General features: G+C 37.5%; 29 protein-coding genes. 14 read left to right on the top strand and 15 right to left on the bottom strand.

The annotated features are described in order from the left end of the window. Window positions 1-33: 33 nt before the first annotated feature. Window positions 34-966 (bottom strand): beta-ketoacyl-ACP synthase III, encoded by a 933-nt coding sequence (locus P4V41_RS05220; protein ID WP_328083725.1) that lies wholly within the window; start codon window positions 964-966, stop codon window positions 34-36. A 236-nt stretch (window positions 967-1202) separates the two neighbouring features. On the opposite strand from P4V41_RS05220, the gene P4V41_RS05225 reads away from it, so the two are divergent. Next, window positions 1203-1505 (top strand): YppG family protein, encoded by a 303-nt coding sequence (locus P4V41_RS05225; RefSeq protein ID WP_328083726.1) that lies wholly within the window; start codon window positions 1203-1205, stop codon window positions 1503-1505. A 35-nt stretch (window positions 1506-1540) separates the two neighbouring features. On the opposite strand, the gene P4V41_RS05230 is transcribed toward P4V41_RS05225, so the two are convergent. The 3 genes from P4V41_RS05230 to P4V41_RS05240 all read right to left on the bottom strand — a co-directional run bounded on the left by P4V41_RS05230 (window position 1541) and on the right by P4V41_RS05240 (window position 3984). After that, window positions 1541-1720, bottom strand: a complete 180-nt coding sequence (locus P4V41_RS05230) for a ComZ family protein (protein WP_328083727.1) — start codon at window positions 1718-1720, stop codon at window positions 1541-1543. Between the two features lie 500 nt (window positions 1721-2220). Next, entirely contained in the window at window positions 2221-3132 is a 912-nt protein-coding gene (locus tag P4V41_RS05235) for an NAD-dependent epimerase/dehydratase family protein (protein WP_328083728.1), read from the bottom strand. Window positions 3133-3246: 114 nt separating this feature from the next. Continuing rightward, complete coding sequence (locus P4V41_RS05240; RefSeq protein WP_328083730.1) at window positions 3247-3984, bottom strand: alpha/beta hydrolase; 738 nt, start codon at window positions 3982-3984, stop codon at window positions 3247-3249. Between the two features lie 389 nt (window positions 3985-4373). Here P4V41_RS05240 and P4V41_RS05245 point away from each other — a divergent pair, with 389 nt between their 5' ends. Beyond that, the gene (locus P4V41_RS05245; RefSeq protein WP_328083731.1) at window positions 4374-4553 is read left to right on the top strand and encodes a YjzD family protein; all 180 of its coding nucleotides are present in this window, start codon (window positions 4374-4376) and stop codon (window positions 4551-4553) included. A 38-nt stretch (window positions 4554-4591) separates the two neighbouring features. Here P4V41_RS05245 and P4V41_RS05250 read toward each other — a convergent pair whose 3' ends face one another. Both P4V41_RS05250 and P4V41_RS05255 read right to left on the bottom strand, forming a co-directional pair. Further along, window positions 4592-4771, bottom strand: coding sequence for a YjzC family protein (locus tag P4V41_RS05250; RefSeq protein ID WP_328083732.1), 180 nt, complete (start codon window positions 4769-4771; stop codon window positions 4592-4594). 90 nt (window positions 4772-4861) lie between these two features. Then, window positions 4862-5185: a hypothetical protein gene (locus P4V41_RS05255; RefSeq protein WP_328083733.1), complete on the bottom strand. Its 324-nt coding sequence runs from the start codon at window positions 5183-5185 to the stop codon at window positions 4862-4864. A gap of 96 nt (window positions 5186-5281) precedes the next feature. On the opposite strand from P4V41_RS05255, the gene P4V41_RS05260 reads away from it, so the two are divergent. Continuing rightward, window positions 5282-5575 (top strand): HNH endonuclease, encoded by a 294-nt coding sequence (locus P4V41_RS05260; RefSeq protein ID WP_328083734.1) that lies wholly within the window; start codon window positions 5282-5284, stop codon window positions 5573-5575. Window positions 5576-5800: 225 nt separating this feature from the next. On the opposite strand, the gene moaD is transcribed toward P4V41_RS05260, so the two are convergent. From moaD to P4V41_RS05280, 4 genes are read right to left on the bottom strand one after another with little or no spacing between them, the layout of a single operon-like run. After that, the gene (gene moaD, locus P4V41_RS05265; RefSeq protein WP_328083735.1) at window positions 5801-6040 is read right to left on the bottom strand and encodes a molybdopterin converting factor subunit 1; all 240 of its coding nucleotides are present in this window, start codon (window positions 6038-6040) and stop codon (window positions 5801-5803) included. Further along, on the bottom strand, window positions 6037-6495 hold the full coding sequence (locus P4V41_RS05270; protein WP_419181290.1) for a molybdenum cofactor biosynthesis protein MoaE: 459 nt from the start codon (window positions 6493-6495) through the stop codon (window positions 6037-6039). The genes moaD and P4V41_RS05270 overlap by 4 nt, the downstream gene beginning before the upstream one ends. A gap of 2 nt (window positions 6496-6497) precedes the next feature. Beyond that, window positions 6498-7040: a molybdopterin-guanine dinucleotide biosynthesis protein B gene (gene mobB / locus P4V41_RS05275; protein WP_328083737.1), complete on the bottom strand. Its 543-nt coding sequence runs from the start codon at window positions 7038-7040 to the stop codon at window positions 6498-6500. Beyond that, window positions 6980-8299: a molybdenum cofactor synthesis domain-containing protein gene (locus P4V41_RS05280; RefSeq protein ID WP_328083738.1), complete on the bottom strand. Its 1320-nt coding sequence runs from the start codon at window positions 8297-8299 to the stop codon at window positions 6980-6982. The genes mobB and P4V41_RS05280 overlap by 61 nt, the downstream gene beginning before the upstream one ends. Before the next feature lie 101 nt (window positions 8300-8400). On the opposite strand from P4V41_RS05280, the gene P4V41_RS05285 reads away from it, so the two are divergent. After that, window positions 8401-8592 carry a hypothetical protein gene (locus P4V41_RS05285; RefSeq protein ID WP_153238689.1) on the top strand — a complete coding sequence of 64 codons (192 nt, stop codon included), beginning with the start codon at window positions 8401-8403 and terminating at the stop codon, window positions 8590-8592. A gap of 4 nt (window positions 8593-8596) precedes the next feature. Here the strand turns inward: P4V41_RS05285 and P4V41_RS05290 are convergent, their stop codons facing one another. Further along, window positions 8597-9373 (bottom strand): alpha/beta fold hydrolase, encoded by a 777-nt coding sequence (locus P4V41_RS05290; protein WP_328083739.1) that lies wholly within the window; start codon window positions 9371-9373, stop codon window positions 8597-8599. Between the two features lie 141 nt (window positions 9374-9514). Between P4V41_RS05290 and P4V41_RS05295 the strand changes: the two genes are divergently transcribed. The 3 genes from P4V41_RS05295 (at window position 9515) to P4V41_RS21630 (ending at window position 11000) form a co-directional block, all read left to right on the top strand. Further along, window positions 9515-10327: a Cof-type HAD-IIB family hydrolase gene (locus P4V41_RS05295; RefSeq protein WP_328083740.1), complete on the top strand. Its 813-nt coding sequence runs from the start codon at window positions 9515-9517 to the stop codon at window positions 10325-10327. 137 nt (window positions 10328-10464) lie between these two features. Beyond that, on the top strand, window positions 10465-10608 hold the full coding sequence (locus tag P4V41_RS05300; protein ID WP_328083742.1) for a hypothetical protein: 144 nt from the start codon (window positions 10465-10467) through the stop codon (window positions 10606-10608). 2 nt (window positions 10609-10610) lie between these two features. Further along, entirely contained in the window at window positions 10611-11000 is a 390-nt protein-coding gene (locus tag P4V41_RS21630; protein WP_419181284.1) for a DUF3813 domain-containing protein, read from the top strand. 23 nt (window positions 11001-11023) lie between these two features. On the opposite strand, the gene P4V41_RS05310 is transcribed toward P4V41_RS21630, so the two are convergent. After that, window positions 11024-11611 (bottom strand): GDSL-type esterase/lipase family protein, encoded by a 588-nt coding sequence (locus P4V41_RS05310; RefSeq protein WP_328083743.1) that lies wholly within the window; start codon window positions 11609-11611, stop codon window positions 11024-11026. A 150-nt stretch (window positions 11612-11761) separates the two neighbouring features. On the opposite strand from P4V41_RS05310, the gene P4V41_RS05315 reads away from it, so the two are divergent. Together P4V41_RS05315 and P4V41_RS05320 are read left to right on the top strand one after the other, a co-directional pair. Continuing rightward, a complete protein-coding gene (locus tag P4V41_RS05315) occupies window positions 11762-12214 on the top strand; it encodes a GNAT family N-acetyltransferase (protein WP_328083744.1) in 453 nt (150 codons plus the stop codon). 26 nt (window positions 12215-12240) lie between these two features. Further along, window positions 12241-12501 carry a NifU N-terminal domain-containing protein gene (locus P4V41_RS05320; RefSeq protein ID WP_328083745.1) on the top strand — a complete coding sequence of 87 codons (261 nt, stop codon included), beginning with the start codon at window positions 12241-12243 and terminating at the stop codon, window positions 12499-12501. 361 nt (window positions 12502-12862) lie between these two features. Here the strand turns inward: P4V41_RS05320 and P4V41_RS05325 are convergent, their stop codons facing one another. Then, entirely contained in the window at window positions 12863-13678 is an 816-nt protein-coding gene (locus P4V41_RS05325; RefSeq protein WP_328083746.1) for a BsuPI-related putative proteinase inhibitor, read from the bottom strand. A gap of 647 nt (window positions 13679-14325) precedes the next feature. Here P4V41_RS05325 and P4V41_RS05330 point away from each other — a divergent pair. The 3 genes from P4V41_RS05330 (at window position 14326) to P4V41_RS05340 (ending at window position 15793) form a co-directional block, all read left to right on the top strand. Further along, window positions 14326-14949: a hypothetical protein gene (locus P4V41_RS05330; RefSeq protein ID WP_328083747.1), complete on the top strand. Its 624-nt coding sequence runs from the start codon at window positions 14326-14328 to the stop codon at window positions 14947-14949. Between the two features lie 161 nt (window positions 14950-15110). Then, complete coding sequence (locus P4V41_RS05335) at window positions 15111-15386, top strand: hypothetical protein (protein ID WP_328083748.1); 276 nt, start codon at window positions 15111-15113, stop codon at window positions 15384-15386. A gap of 128 nt (window positions 15387-15514) precedes the next feature. Then, window positions 15515-15793 (top strand): hypothetical protein, encoded by a 279-nt coding sequence (locus P4V41_RS05340; RefSeq protein WP_328083749.1) that lies wholly within the window; start codon window positions 15515-15517, stop codon window positions 15791-15793. Between the two features lie 89 nt (window positions 15794-15882). Here P4V41_RS05340 and P4V41_RS05345 read toward each other — a convergent pair whose 3' ends face one another. Continuing rightward, on the bottom strand, window positions 15883-16749 hold the full coding sequence (locus tag P4V41_RS05345; protein ID WP_328083750.1) for a YitT family protein: 867 nt from the start codon (window positions 16747-16749) through the stop codon (window positions 15883-15885). A 160-nt stretch (window positions 16750-16909) separates the two neighbouring features. Here P4V41_RS05345 and P4V41_RS05350 point away from each other — a divergent pair, with 160 nt between their 5' ends. Then, window positions 16910-17773 carry a DegV family protein gene (locus tag P4V41_RS05350; RefSeq protein ID WP_328083751.1) on the top strand — a complete coding sequence of 288 codons (864 nt, stop codon included), beginning with the start codon at window positions 16910-16912 and terminating at the stop codon, window positions 17771-17773. Between the two features lie 56 nt (window positions 17774-17829). Beyond that, complete coding sequence (locus P4V41_RS05355) at window positions 17830-17967, top strand: hypothetical protein (protein WP_328083752.1); 138 nt, start codon at window positions 17830-17832, stop codon at window positions 17965-17967. Between the two features lie 69 nt (window positions 17968-18036). On the opposite strand, the gene P4V41_RS05360 is transcribed toward P4V41_RS05355, so the two are convergent. Further along, a complete protein-coding gene (locus P4V41_RS05360; protein ID WP_328083753.1) occupies window positions 18037-19212 on the bottom strand; it encodes a histidine kinase N-terminal domain-containing protein in 1176 nt (391 codons plus the stop codon). Window positions 19213-19278 lie beyond the last annotated feature (66 nt).

The raw sequence follows: 19278 nt of genomic DNA on the forward strand, positions 1-19278 counted from the left end.
CTCTCCTTTGTACACATTTTCGGCCTTTGGTGATTATCTTCCCCAACGAAGTGCAACAGCACCCCAGGTTAATCCTCCACCAAAACCAACAAGTACGATTGTATGATCTTCTTTTATTCTACCATCTTTTAGTGCTTCTTTTAATGCCATCGGTATGGAAGCTGATGATGTATTACCAAACTTATCAATTGTCATAACCATTTTTTCTTTTGGAAGCTCTAAACGTTCTCGAGAAGCTTCCATGATTCTTATATTCGCTTGATGCGGAATTAAGAAATCAACGTCTTCTTTTGTCAAACCTGCTTTATGAACGACGTTTAATGAAGTTTCACCCATTTGACGCACGGCAAACTTAAAAACTTCTCTGCCGTTCATGTGGATAAATTCATTTTGATACAGATGTTTTGCTCCTGTTCCGTCTGAACCAAGCTCAAACGAGAGGATACCTCTACCTTCACTAACATTTGAAAGGATAGCCGCTCCAGCTCCGTCTCCAAAAAGCACAGCTGTATTTCGATCTTTCCAATCTGTTATTTTAGATAGTTTTTCAGCGCCAACAACCAGAACATTTTTATACGTTCCTGTTTCGATGAACTGCTTTCCAACAACCAAACCATAAATGAACCCTGCACACGCAGCACTTACGTCCATACCTACGGCGTTCTTCGCACCTAAGGATTCTTGTAATTGGCAAGCTACTGATGGAAATGGATTGTCTGGTGTAACAGTTGCAACAACGATAAGATCAATTTCTTCTGCAGAGATGCCTGCATCTTTTATCGCTTCTTCCGCAGCATATTTAGCCATATGAGACGTTGTTACCGATTCTTCTGCAATTCTGCGTTCTACGATTCCTGTTCGAGTTCGAATCCACTCGTCATTAGTATCAACCATTTTTTCCAGGTCGGAGTTCGCTAGAATTTTTTCAGGGATATAGCTTCCCATCCCTATGATTCCTGCATTCATAACATTACCCCTTTGGCTTTTAATTTGTTTTTATCGAGCATTTCTTGCGCCTCTACTATGTTGATCGGCTGCATTTCTTTTTATAATCAAATATTATGACCTGGTACTAATTTTATGATATCTCTTATATTTTGTCTAGTTAAAGTTCTTTTCTTTCACCAATATAAGCCGTAGGGCATATCCTGTATGGAAGAAAAATGTAAGTTTAGTGAAATTGATATTAGGAGTGGTTCAACATGCATAATCCTCAAGCTAGACAGCAACCGATGTATCCTCCGCAGTTTCCTGGACGTTTTCCAATGGGCCAAAATCAACAGCATATGCAGCAAGGGTTTCCACCACCACACCATTTTGGCGGCCCTGGATTCCGAGGTATGCCGGCACCGCCGTTTCATCAACCAATACCTCGACCATTTCTACATTCTTTTCGAACGCAGGAAGGTTCTTTAGATTACAATAAAATTTTTTCTGTTATCGACCAATCCGTAAAAGTCGCACAACAGATCTCACCTATCTTTTCTGCGTTTAAGAAGAAGTAAAAAAAGCCAACCCGAGCTGGTTGGCTTTTCTTTGTTTACTTATTTTCTTCTTTTCCGAGTTCATATGCATCATTCATCACGTTCATTAAAAGCTGAAGCATCGGCTGAACATCTTCCATACCAAGTTCAATTCCTTTTTTCTCTAAAAATGCTTGTGCTTCTGGCAGGTGTGACATAGCGATCTGCATAAATTTCATATTGCGTTCTGTTTCCATTTTTCAAGTTCCTCCCTCACATTATGTACACGGTTTTTAACCCGTTATTAATTATAAAGAAAAATGTGTGGCGTATAAACGTTTTGTGATTAATTTTCAAACCAAATATGTTAAATAATCATTGTTTTCAGTAACATGATTATTTTTTTATCATCGTTGCTATCGATAGTTAATGAACACGATTCGTTAGTGAGCTTTCTGCCGCTTTTTTTCAATAGTCGTCTTCACTTGGAAGCTCGTCCTGAAAATTCTGTTTATACCGAATGGGGTATTCATACAATTAATTCAAGAAATTCTTGGAATAATCCTAGAAATTTCGAACATATTCCTGCGAGTTTTTGAATTAATTCAGCGAGTTTTCCTCATTTACCAGCGAATCGACATACCTCGCCAAGGAAAAATACCAGAATACCCCATCCCCACTACAATTAATTCACTCAGTACACATACTAGACAATTAAAAAGGTGCTCCCGAAAACCCTCAGGATCACCTTTACTTGTTAAATCTCTTTAGAATTGGGCTTTGATTTTTTATTTCGATTTCTAAAATGCATAATCTGTTTCATGATGCCTTCTTTTATTTTCGTTTTGGCCCGAAACCCCAGTTCATTCTCTGCTTTTTCACCCTTAATCCGCATCTTTCTTTTTTCTTTAAACGTAATTTGATCTGCTTTTAATTCTGTTAATCCTTCAAGCCATTGGTTCTGGTTACCGCTAGATATGTTGTAGATCTCATTTTTCGCTTTTGATTTAGCTGCCAAGAATAATGCCTCAGCTGCGTCATCAACGAACAGAACATCTTCAGTAACGGAATCTTTGGAGATTGAATCGTTCCTATTCTGATCTTGTTCCTCTATTGAAATCACTTGTTGGTACGTATGATGTTCAGGCTGACCGGGTCCATAGACAGTCGGCAGTCTCATGATTACGAATGGAAAATCATGTTGTTCAGCAAGTTGTTTAACGATATTTTCTTCTGTTAGCTTTATTAGACCAAAAAGTGACTCAGGGTTTTTCGGTGAGTTTTCCAAAACATCTCCATGTCTTTTACCATATACATCGTATGAAGACACATAGATCAATTTTGTTTCACTGTTAGCTAATGATGCGACTTTTTTGAGAACGGAGACGTTTCTTTGCACTTCATCTTCAATGTTAGCCCATGGTGCTGTTGGTTTGACTGAGCAAGCAAGGTGGAAGATAACATCGCATCCGTTTGTATGTGGTTCGAGATCTGTTTCATTAATATCATATGGAAGGTATTGAAATCCGGCATGACGAGCAATGAAATCAATCCGGTCTGGAGATTCTGCCATATCTATGCCGACGACGTCCACTTCTTCATCCAACAAACGGCTGCACAAATGGTAACCGATAAACCCTGCCGCTCCTGTTACAAATGCCTTTTTCATGTAAGAGCCTCCAGTCCATTTTTCTCCTCTTACTATCCTATGGTGTTACAAGAAAGAATACGATACTTTTTTTGCACACAAAAACCTCATCACGTTATTCCCGTAATGAGGTTTCTACAACACTTTTTCATGGTTTTTAAAATATTCTTGAAAGGCCCTAGCTGGATTGAACGTAGCTTCAGGAACATGTATAGAAAGTGAAATAGGTGATGCCAATTCTTGTCTTCTCTTCTCATATGGTCGGCTATGATCTTTAAAATTAAATGCAACACCACGTGCTGCATGCCATATTTGAACAGGTGTTTTTGCTGTTAGTTTTTCTGCTTGAGGTAGTTTTTCGACAAGTGACTCAATATCTTCTTCCGAGTTGTAAGCAGATATAATTTCTCTTTTCAGTCGTTTAAAGAATAGCCGATTCTGTCTTTCATGGTTAAAATGGTGCTGCAAGTTGATACAAGGATTGATAAATAGGGCTGAGCGAATATTTTTTTCCATATCCTCCATAAGCTGTAGTGCAACAAGTGATCCCATGCCCTCTGCGATCAAATGAATATTTGGGTTTAAAATCTCATGCTTCATAACATAGTGGTATAGTCGCTTTGCAAGAATGACTGCTCTTGGACTGCCCCAATGTCTTCCGTATAGATTAGAATAAAAGATAGTATATCCTTGATTTTTGAGGGACTGAATGAGGTTTGCACGTTCAGTGTTTTGTTTCCAAAGGCTCGTATGCTCATCAACATAATGACTGCAATCGCCGATGATCATCACAGCAAAACCGTTCGGCTGCTTTGGTAGATGTATGATATTCCATTGATTGTCTATCTGGAAAGTGCGTTTGTCGATACTCACATTTCTCCCCTCGAATTCGCTTTTCTTAACCAATGTATGCAGGGGAACCAAATTAGCTAAAGTTATCTGCCTAAGTATTAAGTTCTTTTTTCAATTGTTCTAACGTTTGTTTACCTTCCAATGTCAAATTGTTTTCCTCTTGTTCCTCCAGCGCTTTTAATTCTTCCAACTTGTCTTCCATTGTGCCATCCCTCCAAATTTAACAACTCCTTGTATGTAGCTTCTTCGTATTTATTCCTTATCCTGTTAAGCTTGAACAATTTATGAAAATTTTTAACATTTATAGATTATTGATCGATTATTTACACAAAGAATCTTTCCCTTTATCTCAACTTTTGTTACTATACAGAAGGGTAAAGAATTCGTTTACATAAAGAGGTGAATGTGACATGCGTTATATTTGGACGTTAATATGGTCTTTATTATTAAGTAATATGATTTTTTATGTGCTCGTTTCAATGCAAGGCGGAACATTCGATTTCGTAACTGCTTGTATTTTTGGAGTAGTATTTACAGTCATTATTTCTGTTCTTGGTGAGTTACTGCCAGCAAAAAGCGAAGAAATATAAAATAAAAACCCGGTTTATGTACCGGGTTTTTATTTTTGCTATGGCTTTCTTTTATATGTCCAAACTCTGTTATGGTTCGTTGTCTCTGGAAATCGATCACCTGTAGATAAATGGATCTGCTGCGGATCATTTACCATACTTCCGGTTTCACCGATTTCTACATACATCCCGTTATTTGGTGCTTTTTGCCCGTGTTTAAAATGTTTATTCTGCCCCATACGTTGATGTAACCTCCTTTCTATTATAGGTTACCCGCGGTTACACTGATAACTCTTGCTAAAAAAAGAAGGATTACATCAAAATTTCCCTTAAAACGCTCCGTTTACTCCTACAACAGCATGAAGCGGAAACATACATCGATAGATCTGATATCCTCTTACATCATATTGCGCTTCAGAGTTGCGGTTCTCTTGAGTTTCTTCAACATAAGGTATGGCAAGATAAACGTTTTGCTGATCCACATGTTCTATAAAACCTGTATATGTTACACCATCCATCAACATTATTTGCACATGTTGATTTCTGTTTTTCAAGCACGTTTTATACATTTTTTTAAATGAAGACCGACTCATTCCCGCCGATTGTCCACCAAAATTTTGTGATGGTCCATATGGATATGGTTGCGGATACATATTACCCCCTCCTTCTACCACATCCTATTCAAAGAAAAAGAAGATGGTACATTTATCAATATACAGTTTTTTTAGACGAAGGGATTGTGAAAAACCTTGGAGAAAGGTACATGTGAGCTCTGTAGAAGAGAACCAGTAGATTTAACAGTTCATCACTTAATTCCAAAAGAAGAAGGCGGCAGATTTTCTGAAACAGCAAACCTTTGTATTCCATGTCATAAACAGATTCATTTTTTGTTTACAAATCCCGAACTAGCTTCACTTTATAACACGATAGAAAAATTAAAAGATTCTCCTGAACTAAAAAAATTCCTAAAATGGCTCCGTAAACAGCCAGCATCAGCACTTCCTCGAATGAAAAAATCAAATCGTTTAAAGCGAAGGAGATGAAAGAATGAAGGAACTTGTAGGAACCTGTGCAATTTGTGGTGTGCAATTATATTGTATGGACGGTTTTTTTCAAGGGCATATCGTTAATAATCAGAATTTCTGTCTTACTTGTTTTGAAAAGAACAAAAAGAAGGAACCTGCAGAGTGACAGTTCTTGCAGGTTCCTTCAATCTTCTATTGCACCACGTTCAGTGAGCTAGGTTGAGTTGTTGAAAATTTAAGTTATTAACCCCCGCTAACTGGTGGAATGAATGCAACCGTGTCCCCATCTTTCACTTGATCCGTTAACTCTACATACTCCTCATTTACAGCAACGAGTGCATTTTCGATTCCAGAAAGATCTCCAACTTGATTTTGTAGGAAGTTTCTAACTTCTTCCACACTAAGAGGAGAATGAACTTCAATTGAAACTCTTTCTGTTTTGGCTTGTTGCGCCAGATTTGCAAACAATAAGATGTTGATCATCTTTTCACTACTCCCTCTGGATGTCCAGCTGGAAAGGATTTTGTCCCTTGTTGATTACCTACCCACTCTTCCCCGTCCGTATAATGCTCTTTCTTCCAGATGGGCACTATTTCCTTGATGCGCTCAATCGCATATCGACTTGCTTCAAAAGCATCTTGCCGATGTGGAGTAGATACAGCGATTGTAACTGCGATATCAGATATTTGCAGTGTTCCGATTCGATGTGTAATCGCCGTGATCGCACTTGGCCATTTTTCTTGAATCTCAATTCCGATTTTTTCAAGTTGCTTTTCTGCCATGGGTACATAAGCTTCATAATGAAGATACTTCGTTTGTTTTACTCCTGTCATTTCTCTAACCGTTCCAATGAATACAGAAATGGCTCCTGCATTATGGTGGACGACAGAATCAATAACGTCTTGATTATTAATTGGTTCAGATGTTATCTTAAACATTTTCATAATCCACTCTCCTTTTGATGGTCACGAGTGATATAGGTAATTAAATAGTCCATCCACTCTTTTTCATCATCTCTTATGAAGTGGGGACTATCTGTTTCCTGCAACATCCCTGCCATAGTTTTTTCCATTTGGATGGTTGCAATCACCTCAAGAGAATTCAGCAAAAGATCCATATCTTCTATCTTATTTCGTAAAAGTACGACTCGTGGAAACTGAATATTTTTATATCCTTCTATTAAAATGCATTCCATTTCCAGCATTTCGTAAAGTTCAATCGCTTTATTCAATGGTAATTCTGAATCCATGGTTAATATGGAGTTCTTAGATGATGTAACACAGCTAATGGAAGCTCCTGCACTTCGATGTTGCTCTGTATCTTTTCCAGAATCATTAAAATCTATCCGATCTCCGTGACCATGATGTTTAATGACCCCTGTTTGTATGTGATGTTTTCTTAACTCTTTTAAGACTTTACTTATTAGAGTTGTTTTTCCACTGTTCTGATAGCCGACGACTTGGAGAATAACGGGTGATCCCACGGCCATTCACTCCCTTCGCCAAGCCATGTGATTACACCCACTTCGCTACCCTTTTCCCAACCTCTTGTACCTCCTGGCAAAACGATCAGACAGTTCGCTTCGGCTAAAGAGGAAACAGAGCTTGATTTATCAAGACCAGCAGGAGTTACGATGTTTGCACCGTTTACTTCTGTTATTACAGCTCTAACAAATCGAGTAAACGGATTAGGCTTAGTAAAATCACTTGAAAGTGTGGCTTTAGTAACTTTGCAATGTGGCTTTAACATGTTCATTCCTTTTAAAATGACTGGCCGCACAAAAAGTTCAGCACCTACAAAGCAAGCCGATGGGTTTCCAGAAAGCCCAAAAAGCCATTTATCTTCAAAAACCGCAACGGTCGTAACACTGCCTGGACGCATAGCAATTTTATTAAAAAGAACATCTGCTCCAAGCTTTTTATAAACCTCTGGAAGGAAATCATAATCTCCAACAGATACACCGCCTGTAGTGATCAATACATCAATTTCATTCAGTGCTGCTTTGATACTTTTATACAAAGAGTCAAAGTTATCTTCACGATGTTGATAGAGTTTAACTTCCGCTCCCATCGCTTTAACTTGTGCTGCACACATATAAGCATTGCTGTTTCTTATTTTTCCTGGTTGCAATTCTTCATTTACTTCAAGAAGTTCAGTGCCTGTTGAGAGAATTCCAACAACAGGTCTTTTGTAAACGGAAACAGTATGGTACCCAAAAGTGGCAAGAATGGCAACAATGCCCGGGGTAATTTTAGTTCCTGCTTTTACTAAAACTGTGCCCTCACGTGTGTCTTCACCACGAAAAGAAATGTTTTCATCTTTTTGTACAGATCTTTTTATTTGAATTTGTTTTTTGTTATTAGCAACAAGCTCTTTTACTAGTTCTAACATGATAACTGCATCTGCACCATCTGGTATTTTTGCACCTGTCATAATTCTAACTGCCATCCCGCTCTTTACTTCACATACAGCAACTTGACCTGCTCCAATTGTCTCTACAACGTTCAATGTAATGGGATGATCCATTGATGCATGTTTCGTATCATCTGAACGAATGGCGAAACCATCATAAGGTGACCGATTGAAAGGAGGAACGTCATGGGTAGCTGTAAGATCTTCTGCCAATATTCGATGATCACACTCAGTGATTGAAACTTTTTCAATTCCCCAATGTCGGGTATGATTCATGATTTTTTTTACGGCTCGAGCAACAGGTAATGGTGTTCGTTTAGTAACTGGCAAAGTTTCACCTCTTTAATTTTCAGAATATAAACACTTTTCAGTTTACTTTTATGTTTATCTTTGTTATTATTTTTTTAAATTATGGAAAGGATGTTGATCGAATGAAGGTTTCTTATGAATATTACCACCGTTCCGGCTATAAAGTAACCATTACCGACATCCCAGAAGAATTTAACGAACAGGGAGTTTGGTCCCTTCGCATCATGCATTCTCTGCAAAAGCAGATTGACGAAATTGATCATATGTATCAGCCTAAACGAACATATCGGCTTAAACTGGAAGAAACGGGGTAAATCATTACACCGTTTCTTTTTTTGCATGTAATTGTTGTGCAATCCACTCCACAGCGTTTAAATAAGCAGCACGTGAAACTTTATGACCAGAAGTTTTGTCGTTCATGTACACTGATGAGCTATTTTTCTCTGTTAAGCTTTTTACGTATGGTTTTGCAAACTCATATGGTATTACAGCATCCACTTCACTATGCCAAATGAATAATGGACGGTTGTTAAGCTTATCAAGGTTACGTGTAAGATCGTAATTCTTCAAGGAAGAAATTGAATTCTCAAGCTCTTCCACTGTGAGTGGAATATCGTAACCTGCATTCTGAATTCTTTCGATCTGCCATCTTGCAAATTTTTCATGAGCTGGAGTACCCATGAGTGCACATCCAGCACTAATTTTCGGATTGTTGACGAGTGATCCGTATGTGATGATAGCTCCCATAGAAGTCCCACCAACTGCCACTTGATCTTTTAGAACAAACTCATTTTCTTTAGCCCAATCCATAATACGATTCACATCTTGAATGCCTTGCTGAACGATATTCCAAAAGTCATATTCCATCGACTTGGGTGGATTCGCAACGATTCGCTCTCCATGATGTAAGGCATCTGGTAAGATCACTCGAAAATCTCTTTCTGCTAATGAATATGCGAAATGTAAATTATGTTCTTTTGCACTCGTGTATCCGTGTATGAAAATGAAAAGCGGCAACGGTTTACCTGCATTTTCTGGTTTTTCCGCAAGTAAGAAAGGAATATCGCCGATCGTTCCTTTTTGTATTGAAACCATGTGTGTATCTCCTCTTTCTCTTTTTTTCCATCTTATCATGAGACATGTTTCTTTTTCATGAAAGACGCCCTGTATGAATAGACTTTTTGTAAGTAAAATAATACACTTTAGATAAGCATCCTAAAAAAGGCAGGTACTTTCGTGACACAACCTTACTTAATTGCATTAGATCTAGACGGAACCTTATTAAATGACGAGAAAAAAATTCCAAGAAAAACAAAAGAACTACTTTTCCAATTGATCGATCTTGGTCATCATGTTTGTATTTCTACTGGTCGACCTTTTCGTTCATCAAACATGTATTATGAGGAGTTAGAACTCAACACTCCGATTGTAAATTTTAATGGCGCCTTTGTGCATCATCCACATGATTCAAAATTCGGTATTCACCATTCCCCGCTTGAACTTGACGTTGCAAAACGTATCATTTCAGCCTGTGAGTCGTTTAAAGTTAAGAATATCATGGTTGAGGTTCTTGATGATGTTTATTTAAAAAAACCTGATGAAGTGATTGTTAATACGTTCATCATGAATGAAAATCCGCTTCAAATTGGTGATCTTCATAAAACCTTAAAAGATGATCCTACGGCTATTCTGGTTCATCCAGAAGATCATCATATTTCAGAATTAAGAGCGATGCTACAAAAGGAACATGCTGAAGTTGTTGATCAAAGAGTATGGGCTGCTCCCTGGAACATTATTGAAGTTATTCGCTCAGGTATCAGCAAAGCCTCAGGTCTTAAAAAGATTGCTGAATACTACAATATCCCACAAGAACGTATTGTAGCTTTTGGAGATGAAGACAACGATTTTGAGATGATTGATTATGCAGGTCATGGGGTAGCAATGGGAAATGCCATTGATGAACTTAAAGCACGTGCTAATTATGTAACCCTCACAAATGAAGAAGAAGGCATTGCACATTATTTAAAAAATATCTTAAAACTTGTTTAATCACGTTAAGGATCTTCAGCTGAATTTTAGCTGGAGATCTTTTTTTCCATTTCTTTTTAAAACGTTTGAAGTTTCTTGCTACATATTGTACTTCTTAAGGTAAAAACTAAACGTACGGGAGAAAAGGAGGAATTGCAATGAGTAAAAAAAGTCGTTCCAAACGTACGATTAAGCAAGGTGCCGATATGGTAAGTCAGGAAACAACAATGGCTTTTAGTAAAGATGAGCAACAAGATCGAAAACGTGAAAAAGAAGAAAGAAATTCATTAGGAGGCATTTAACGATGGCTAACAGATTATTTCAATTTGCAAGAAATGCTGTTCAACAAGCTGTAGGAAAGGTACAACATTCAACACATGATTTAAATAACCAAATTTCTAACAGCGTACATGCCAATCATGCTGAACTTTCAGGTCATGACAAAGAAGTAGCACAGAATGCTCTTTCTTCTGCAATGGCTAATTCTTCTGATGCAGAGCGCGCTCAGCTCGCTGAATTCCAAAAAGAATTGGATAATCATTCTAGTGTCTCGTCGCAAGCAAATTCCACAACTGGACACGCTGAAAACCACCAATCGGGATCAAGTCAGCCCCAATCTTTTACTCAAGCCACAGGCTTAAGTTTAGAGGACGCCGAGAGCTTATTGGAAGAAAACCCTGATCGCCTAAACTAAGTACAAGAAACAGCTTTCTCTTATCATGGAGAAAGCTGTTTTTTTGGGAATGTAATAGCTGTCAATGTTTTAATTTTTCTTATCACAAGTTCACTTAGTTCTTCATATCCGAACTTATTAAAATGAAGACCATCTTCTATTACATATTTTTCAATGTTCTTTTCAACCAATGTTTCGAACAATGGTATATAAGATGTACCCTCGTATTTAGCCACTTTTTTAACGGTTTGTGCATATCTTTTCATTCTATCGTTTGTCCGGGCTTTTTGTTGGTCTTCAAACACAGGAGCTGGGCTGATTAAGATTACTTTATCTGCTCCGATTTTATTTACCATGTAAGTCAGGTTTTTTTCGTACTCTTTTAATGGAATAAGTCTATGATCACTTGAATCATTTGCACCAAAAAGAATAGTAACAAAATCAGGATGATGCCTTAAAACGTCATCTTGTAGCCTAACAAGAGCAGCTCTCGTTGTTTCTGCAGGTATTCCAGCATTCATAACTACCCATTCGGTTAGTTCTTGTCTTAAACGGGAAGTTAGTCTAAGTGAGCCATCTTTACTCTTTTCTTTTGAAGTGATGCTGTCTCCAAAACAAACAAGAGTCTTCATTTCTTACTCATCTCCTCTTTTCAATCTCTCTATTTTAAACTATTCGAAAGAAATTACCATTTATCAAACGTCATACCACTATTATTTTTGTTATAATGTGTTATGTGAGCGAGATCTCTTATGTTTTTAGAGTAATTTTGGGGGCATTATATGAAAATATATCGTGTAACGAATGAAGCTGAATCTCATATTATCGAAGAAATTGCGCATTTATTCTTACAGCAGCGCACGATGGACGGTGAGCCAGAAGAGAAATCCAGAACGTTTGCTGGTATTAAGATGGCGCTTGAAAACCCAGATAAAAGCGGAATTATCATTGCAGAAGAAGAAAATTCTGTCATTGGAGTTGCTTTTTTTAACTTGGGAGTCAGTCTTCGGATCGGCGGACCTTACCTTTGGCTAAATGAACTTTATGTACATGAGAAGCATCGTAACAGAGGAATTGCCCGAAAACTTTTACTACATTTAATCTATTGGGCTGAGAGAGATGGCATTAAATCCATTGAACTGGAAACAGGCATCAACAACTCCGTAACGAAGCATCTGTACAATTCATTGGATTTTCATGATATTATCTCTAAAAGATATGCATTTCATTTTTAATACTATAATTTGAAGGAGTGTTTGTAATGGCAGTAGAATTCTCAATTCAACCAACACCGAATCCAAACGCAATTAAATTTGATGGATCAGAGAAATTTTTAGAAGGAAGACTTTCTGCACGCGTAGGTGATGATACAGACTCACCTCTAGCAAAAGCATTGTTATCTATTGATGGAGTAGAATCGATTTTTGGTTTTGAAAACTTTATTACGGTAAATAAAACGAACGACAGTGACTGGAACGAATTAATGCCAGAAATTCAAAAAGCGTTAGAAGAGAATGCTTAAGTTGTTTACACCAGCCTTTACGATAGGGCTGGTTTTTTGTTGTGATTTTTTGTGAAAATTGTTTTATTTAAAGGCTGTTTTCGTAAACATTGTTGCTTTTGGAAGTGTTGATTTCCGTTCCAGGCTGCTCGCTTTCCACGGGGCAGACGCTGAGCCACATTCGTACGTTTCACTCTTAAGTGTCTCAGCTGCCCGCCTTAAGAAGTTCCTTGCTCCTGCGTCTACAAGTGATGCTTCGTAGTAAGCTTCCTCGTCGCATGCCTTGCAAGTAGTATCTCATGTGGTAGGCACGCACCTTCCACTCCAATCAGTTGTCAATGCTGACAAGGATTTAAAAGCAACAATCTTTTTAATAAAGAACTTATTTAAAAGACTGAAGCGGCACTGCTAGTGTATCTGTTTTTTCCCCGTTCTTCGGACTGTAGTAAAAAAGTTCGAGCATGAGGGTACCGTTTATAGGCAGTTCATCCTCTGGAATATTAACTTCGAACGAAAATGGAGCCCAATCTGGTCCACCTTCCCCGATTTGTTCTTTCTTTTCGATAAAAACATGATGACCATCAGAAACAGAATAGGCAAATGAGCCCTCAAACACTCTTGCCTCTCCAGATACTTTATAAGTACCGTCTTTTCCTGAAAAGTGTATATTTTGAAAAGCATTATTTTTCTTTTCTTCAGATCTCCCTTGAAGAGTAAGCGTTTCTTCTACTGATAGACCCTCAGTCCTCAACGACCCTGGTGAAATTTCGTTAGGAATAAAGGTTGCTTTAACTGTATATATGCCTGCTTTATTATTCTCTGCAGAAATTTTCCACTTTGATCTCCAAATGTGACTTGCCCCTGCTTTAATATGTACGTCCTCTTGTTTCTTCTCGTAGTTCTTTCCATTGGAATGTCTGAAAACTTCTTTTTTCGAAGAATCAAAGATCGCCAAATCAAACATCTTGGAACTATTAAAAGATAAAGTTACCGTATGATTGCTATGATTCTCAAGAACTGCGAGCACATCAATCCCATCGTTTCTTTGTTGGATGGATAGAACGGGACTGAGCTGAGAAGTAACTTCACCGTGTTTAACTTTAGGCTTATCCTCTTCTTTGTTGTTACAAGCTGACATTATGAATATAATCGTACAAGCAATTAGTAAGACTATAACAGACGTTTTAAATGGCTTCATGTTATCTTTCACCTCACTTTCATTTTTACCTTTATATGGTGATTTTATTGAAAAAATTCACAAAAAAACACACGGTATGGACCATGTCCATACCGTGTGTACAAATTCAAGGTTTTGTAATTGTGTGGGGTCTGACCCCCTCAGTCCTAAATGAGTTGTTTTTCGAATCTGCCACCCTAGATTGCATGTTAAGTTCTCTGTTAAAGCCAAATACTCTGATTTAATTGATTTCCGTGTGACATGACTTTACAGCGGTTAAATACCGCTTTAACTTTACATATTCCCGCTTTTGTGTCCTCTAGTAAAAGCTTCGACGTTGTTTTCCATATATGAATATTTAACGGAAAAAATCTCACGTGTTTTGCTTCCAATCTAATGCTACCTAAAAAATTGCAACTAATAGTATACATGCCCTTCCCTTACTCGTTTGAATGAATATATTGTATTGTAGATTATAACCAAGGAGGTTTTATTGAGCCATTTAATTGTTTTTACGGGACAAGATAGATGATTATTTTGGGAGTAGTTCAGATGCTTAGTAAAAGCGATTTAAATAAATTATTCATTTAAAGTGAAGGTTCACAATAAAGATAGAATGCGAATATGTCTTCGCATTCTAAAATAAGTAAAAAAGAAAGGAAATCATAATGGACAAGAAATCAAAAAAAGAGTTAGAAAAGAAGCTTGAAAAAGACTTAAAAAATAAGCTCAGGAAGAAACTCAAGAAAAAATTAAAAAAAGAAATAAGCGAGTATCCTGTAAAAGTAAATCTAAATCTTTACCTTAATGTAGAACAAAATCCTGAGCAGATTGCAGTTGGAGATGTTGATAACGCAGCTATCGCAATTAAAGACAGTAATGCCATCGATCGTGCTACTAATAGTGCAGTAGCTCAAGAAAAGAGCAGCGCAAGTGATAATCCTCATAAGAGTGCTGTTGCTCAAGAAAGGAGTAATGCTTCTGATAATCCAACTTACAGTTCGGTCGCTTTTGAAAAAAGCAAAGCCGAACTAGGAACACCACTTGAATTGTTAGAAGAGACACCTGTAGGAGCACCTTTATTAATAGAAAAAGTTTCAGATTCCACACTTAAGAAAGAGGGTACTCTGCTCCATAGCGATTTTAAAGACGCCCTCTCAGCTCAAAACCCACCTGCATTTGAACAGCAAGACGACATGAAGTTTACTTCAATGAAGCTACCTATTGCACCTCTTTCTATCCGTGAAATTACGAAAAGACCCGTGGGATTTAAACTAAACCGTATTTGGTAAATTTAACACTGGTAATACCCTGGTACCTTATTTAATCCTAAACAGGGTATTCCTCTCTAAAAGAGTCTACTTAAAAAATGTACTAATTAACTAGTAAACAAGCCCTGACAAAACAAGCTTAAAAGAATATATTGTAATACATCAAGGAGGTGTAATTTAATATGGGTAAGAAAGAAAAGGAGTGCTCCTGGTATTCAGAACATGAGCAGAACCCCGTTCAAATAGCTATTGGTTATATAAATAACGGTGCTATTGCTATTAAAAAGAGTAACGCTTCTGATAATCCTGATGCAAGTGCTGTTGCACAAGGTCACAGTAACGCTTCTGATAATCCTGAAAACAGCGCAGTTGCACAGGGTAAGAGTAATGCTTCTGATAATCCTGAAAATAGTGCTGTTGCGCTTGGCAAGAAAAATAACGCTGACAACGAAACGTAAACAGAGTTCAGAAAATATTAATGCATGATGCACCAGTGCCAATCACGCTTTCATAAAAAGTACACCTCATAATGCATATGTAAAAACAGACAAGCACTTTACAATTAACAAAAGAGAGGAGGATTCCTATGGGCTATAACAAAGATTGTTGTAAAAATGACAATGAAAAAAAGGGTTATCCAGTTCAAATTGCTATCGGCTACATCGATAATGGGGCGATTGCAATAAATAAAAGTAACGCGTCAGACAACCCTCAAGATAGCGCAGTTGCTCAAGGTTACAGTAATGCTTCTGATAATCCAGAAGGGAGCGCAGTTGCACAGGGTAAAAGTAACGCTTCTGATAATCCGGATAATAGTGCAGTTGCTCTTGGCAAGAAAAACGACGCTGACAACGAGCAAGACTAATTGTTAAATCGTCAAATGTAACATGGCACGGACAAAGTCCGTGCCATGTGTACATTTGACGTATTTTGTATTTTTATGGGGTCAGACCCCTACTCATTTCTGAAGAAGCCGTAGATGCCAGTTGTGTGTACGATATTTGTGAAGGCATTAGGATCTACCTCTTTAAGAACTTGCTCTAGATCATACAGTTCATAACGTGTGATAACGATGATGAGCATCTCTTTATCTTGCTTAGAGAATGCGCCTTTTGCTGGTACGATCGTGATACCACGAACCATTTTTCCATGGATCGCTTCTTGAATTTCTTTGCCCTTCTTCGTAACGATCATCGCTGTAAGTTTTTCGTGACGCGTATGTACGGCGTCAATAACACGTGATGATACATAGAGAGCTACTAGCGTATACAACGCCTTCTCCCATCCAAATAAGAAACCTGCAGCGAGAATGATCAAGCCGTTTAAGATAAAGAAATAACCACCGATCGGTTTGTTCTTCATTCTCGATAAGATCATAGCGATGATATCAAGGCCACCTGTTGAAGCTCCATACTTTAAGGTAACCCCCACACCCAAAGCTGCTAAAACTCCGCCGAAAACAGCATTCAGCAATATATCTGAAGAAACAACTGTAATGGGTATGATCTCTAGAAATGCGGTAATCATGATTACGCTCAAAAAGCTATATACCGTAAATGACTTTCCTACTTTCAACCACCCTAAAATCGTAACAGGAATATTAAACAATAAGTACAAGATACCAGTGCTGATTGGAAAAGGTGTGTTTACCAGCAATGATGAAAGCAACTGGGAAACCCCAGTAAATCCGCTAGCATAAACTTTTGCCGGTATTAAGAACATGTTGAGAGATACGGCATTAAGCAGGGCTCCAACAATGATAAAAAAGATCTTTTTTAGTTCAGTAATACCTAGATCGCTTAAGCGAAAACGTTCTGTCATAAGTGAGAGTCCCTCCTTTTTTTCATTAATCCAAGATTCATTTTTAACAGATAATGATCCCCCGCGTCAATAGTCATAAGAGCTATTTTTTAAACATGATCATTGCCTTTTCATTCCATCACAAGTTAAAATATAGAAAAAGCTAAGCAGGTGAACAATAATGACTACGATAATAACCGATACAGGATCTGATCTTCCTAAACAACTATTGGATGAATACGAGATTATTATGCTTCCATTGATCGTTCAAGTAAATGATGAAGAATATTTAGACCGTTCCAATATCGAACCAAAACAGTTATATACATATATGAAAGAAGGCGCTGTTCCTAAAACGGCACAAGTCCCTCCATCAATTATTAAAGAAACATTAACTTCATTTGCTAGAAATGGACAACCTGCCATATATATTACTTTGTCTTCAGGAATAAGCGGGACCTATCAGACAGCAGTTCTTATGAAAAATGAAGTACTTGAAGAATTTCCAAACGCTCAGATTGAAGTCTTTGATAGTCAATCCGCATCATTAGGGTATGGCTTAATGGTGCATGAAGCTGCTAAAGAAGCAAAAGAAGGGAAGTCTTTTGATGAGATCCTTCATACGCTTCAACATTACCAGGACCACCTTGAACATATTTTTACCGTAGATGATCTTGAATATTTATTACGCGGCGGCAGAGTGAGTAAAACGGCAGCTGTCATGGGGACACTTTTGAAAATTAAACCTGTTCTTCATATGGAGGAAGGAAAACTGTTTCCACTTGAAAAACTGCGCGGAAAGAAAAAAGTTCTAGGACGAATGGTAGAAATCATGAAAGAAAGAGCTTCTTCTCTTGATGACATAACGATCGGCATCAGTCATGCGGATGATATTGAAACTGCGAAAGCTTTAAAAGATTTAATAATAGAAGAAACTGGAAATAAAAATATTTTAGTAACGATGATCGGCTGTGCAATAGGGGCTCATGCTGGACCTGGAACAATTGCGTTATTCTTTTTAAATACACCTAAAAATGTATCTTAAAACATGTTGAATAATGAAACCCCTTCTGACAAATGTTAGAGTCAGGAGGGATATTCATGACACATCGTAATACAAAAGACAATAATAAACGACCAGAAGATAATCAGGCAATGAATCAATTGAAAAATGAAGCAGAACTCCAAAGTAAACAAAACGGAAAACAGCCATATTCCAAAAAACCTGATCATCTATAAAGATAGAAAAGCCCCCTTATGAAAGGGAGCTTTTTTCTTGTTCATTCTTCAAAAAATTTTCCACACCGTTTAGACGACAGGAAATTTAATCGTAAAACAGGTGTCCTCTTTGGTTGAACAGACTTCAATCGTACCGTTATGTTTTTCAACGATTTGTTTGCACACTGAAAGTCCTAGCCCTGTCCCAAGTGACTTTGTCGTAACAAAAGGTTCAAACACGTTCTCGAGTAAATATTCAGGAATGGGGTTTCCATTATTGCAGATTGATAATTCTGCCGTATTTTCTTCGTTTTTCCTTAATGAAACCTTAATCTTTCTCTCACCGTTCCAACCGCTCAATTCTTCGACTGCATTCACTAGAATATTTAATAACACTTGTTTGATTTGTGAACTGTCGCCTTCGGTATACACATCATTTTCGACCTTAGAAATGGTTACGATATTCGCTTCGGTAAAACGCGGATACATAAAGTTTAGCATTTCCTTCAAAAGTGTTGATAATGATACTTTCTCCAGCTTATCTTCTAAGCCTCTCATCTTTGATAAATAAAGAAATTGCGTAATCTTTTCTTCAAGACTCTGCATTTCATTTTGAATGATTTCAAAGTAATACTCTGATTGATCTGTTTTATCTAATTCTTTTTGTAAAAGATAGATAAAGCCTTTAACTGAAGTAAGCGGATTTCGAAATTCATGGGCAAAACTAGCCGCAATCTGTCCAAGCATGGTTAATCGATCGTGATGCATCTCTTGAATGAACTGATTCTTCCGGTCAATAATCGAATCCTTAAGTGCTGTATATTCTTTTACACTCAAAAAGACGAGCTGATCAAAATACCGCTGCATCTTTAATACCCCATCACCTTTTAATTGATCATTTAAAAGTGAACACATTAAAAGTTCATAAACGATGCTTCGGCCAACGTTAATGTTGTGAACAAAATCCCCTACGTTCGCTTTAGCCTCGATTCGTTCTTTGGCAATCTTGCTAGTTAAAGCTTTTAGCCTTTCCAGTGACCCTGTTTCTAAGTAGTTTATTAATTCTATGATTGTTTGATGGCCGTTCTTTTTCACTTCTTCAAAGAAAGGGTCATTTTGAGGCAACAGTACGTTTTCCAGCCATTTTTCAACAATGCTTGTCTTTTGCATCTTCAAGAATTGAGCAAGTTCTGTATTTGTTTGTATGTTTGTACTGCTATCCAATGTTATCACCCTTTTATTGAAAGAGGCTGTTTTCGTTTTCATTGTTGATCTCCGATAGTAGTTGAATTCCCCTATTAGGTTGCTCGATTTCGATGGGGCATGCGGTGA

The organism is Fictibacillus nanhaiensis, assembly GCF_036213205.1.
Lineage (GTDB): Bacteria > Bacillota > Bacilli > Bacillales > Fictibacillaceae > Fictibacillus > Fictibacillus nanhaiensis_E.

Coding starts and splice junctions, on each gene's coding strand:
- P4V41_RS05220 (WP_328083725.1), bottom strand. CDS start 966: ATGAATGCAGGAATCATAGGGATGGGAAGCTATATCCCTGAAAAAATT.
- P4V41_RS05315 (WP_328083744.1), top strand. CDS start 11,762: ATGAAAATATATCGTGTAACGAATGAAGCTGAATCTCATATTATCGAA.
- P4V41_RS05300 (WP_328083742.1), top strand. CDS start 10,465: ATGAGTAAAAAAAGTCGTTCCAAACGTACGATTAAGCAAGGTGCCGAT.
- P4V41_RS05235 (WP_328083728.1), bottom strand. CDS start 3,132: ATGAAAAAGGCATTTGTAACAGGAGCGGCAGGGTTTATCGGTTACCAT.
- P4V41_RS05325 (WP_328083746.1), bottom strand. CDS start 13,678: ATGAAGCCATTTAAAACGTCTGTTATAGTCTTACTAATTGCTTGTACG.
- moaD (WP_328083735.1), bottom strand. CDS start 6,040: ATGATCAACATCTTATTGTTTGCAAATCTGGCGCAACAAGCCAAAACA.
- P4V41_RS05345 (WP_328083750.1), bottom strand. CDS start 16,749: ATGACAGAACGTTTTCGCTTAAGCGATCTAGGTATTACTGAACTAAAA.
- P4V41_RS05270 (WP_419181290.1), bottom strand. CDS start 6,495: ATGTTTAAGATAACATCTGAACCAATTAATAATCAAGACGTTATTGAT.
- P4V41_RS05330 (WP_328083747.1), top strand. CDS start 14,326: ATGGACAAGAAATCAAAAAAAGAGTTAGAAAAGAAGCTTGAAAAAGAC.
- P4V41_RS05350 (WP_328083751.1), top strand. CDS start 16,910: ATGACTACGATAATAACCGATACAGGATCTGATCTTCCTAAACAACTA.
- P4V41_RS05230 (WP_328083727.1), bottom strand. CDS start 1,720: ATGGAAACAGAACGCAATATGAAATTTATGCAGATCGCTATGTCACAC.
- P4V41_RS05360 (WP_328083753.1), bottom strand. CDS start 19,212: ATGAAAACGAAAACAGCCTCTTTCAATAAAAGGGTGATAACATTGGAT.
- P4V41_RS05255 (WP_328083733.1), bottom strand. CDS start 5,185: ATGTATCCGCAACCATATCCATATGGACCATCACAAAATTTTGGTGGA.
- P4V41_RS05320 (WP_328083745.1), top strand. CDS start 12,241: ATGGCAGTAGAATTCTCAATTCAACCAACACCGAATCCAAACGCAATT.
- P4V41_RS05285 (WP_153238689.1), top strand. CDS start 8,401: ATGAAGGTTTCTTATGAATATTACCACCGTTCCGGCTATAAAGTAACC.
- P4V41_RS05340 (WP_328083749.1), top strand. CDS start 15,515: ATGGGCTATAACAAAGATTGTTGTAAAAATGACAATGAAAAAAAGGGT.
- P4V41_RS05245 (WP_328083731.1), top strand. CDS start 4,374: ATGCGTTATATTTGGACGTTAATATGGTCTTTATTATTAAGTAATATG.
- P4V41_RS05310 (WP_328083743.1), bottom strand. CDS start 11,611: ATGAAGACTCTTGTTTGTTTTGGAGACAGCATCACTTCAAAAGAAAAG.
- P4V41_RS05335 (WP_328083748.1), top strand. CDS start 15,111: ATGGGTAAGAAAGAAAAGGAGTGCTCCTGGTATTCAGAACATGAGCAG.
- P4V41_RS05225 (WP_328083726.1), top strand. CDS start 1,203: ATGCATAATCCTCAAGCTAGACAGCAACCGATGTATCCTCCGCAGTTT.
- P4V41_RS05290 (WP_328083739.1), bottom strand. CDS start 9,373: ATGGTTTCAATACAAAAAGGAACGATCGGCGATATTCCTTTCTTACTT.
- P4V41_RS05250 (WP_328083732.1), bottom strand. CDS start 4,771: ATGGGGCAGAATAAACATTTTAAACACGGGCAAAAAGCACCAAATAAC.
- P4V41_RS05355 (WP_328083752.1), top strand. CDS start 17,830: ATGACACATCGTAATACAAAAGACAATAATAAACGACCAGAAGATAAT.
- P4V41_RS21630 (WP_419181284.1), top strand. CDS start 10,611: ATGGCTAACAGATTATTTCAATTTGCAAGAAATGCTGTTCAACAAGCT.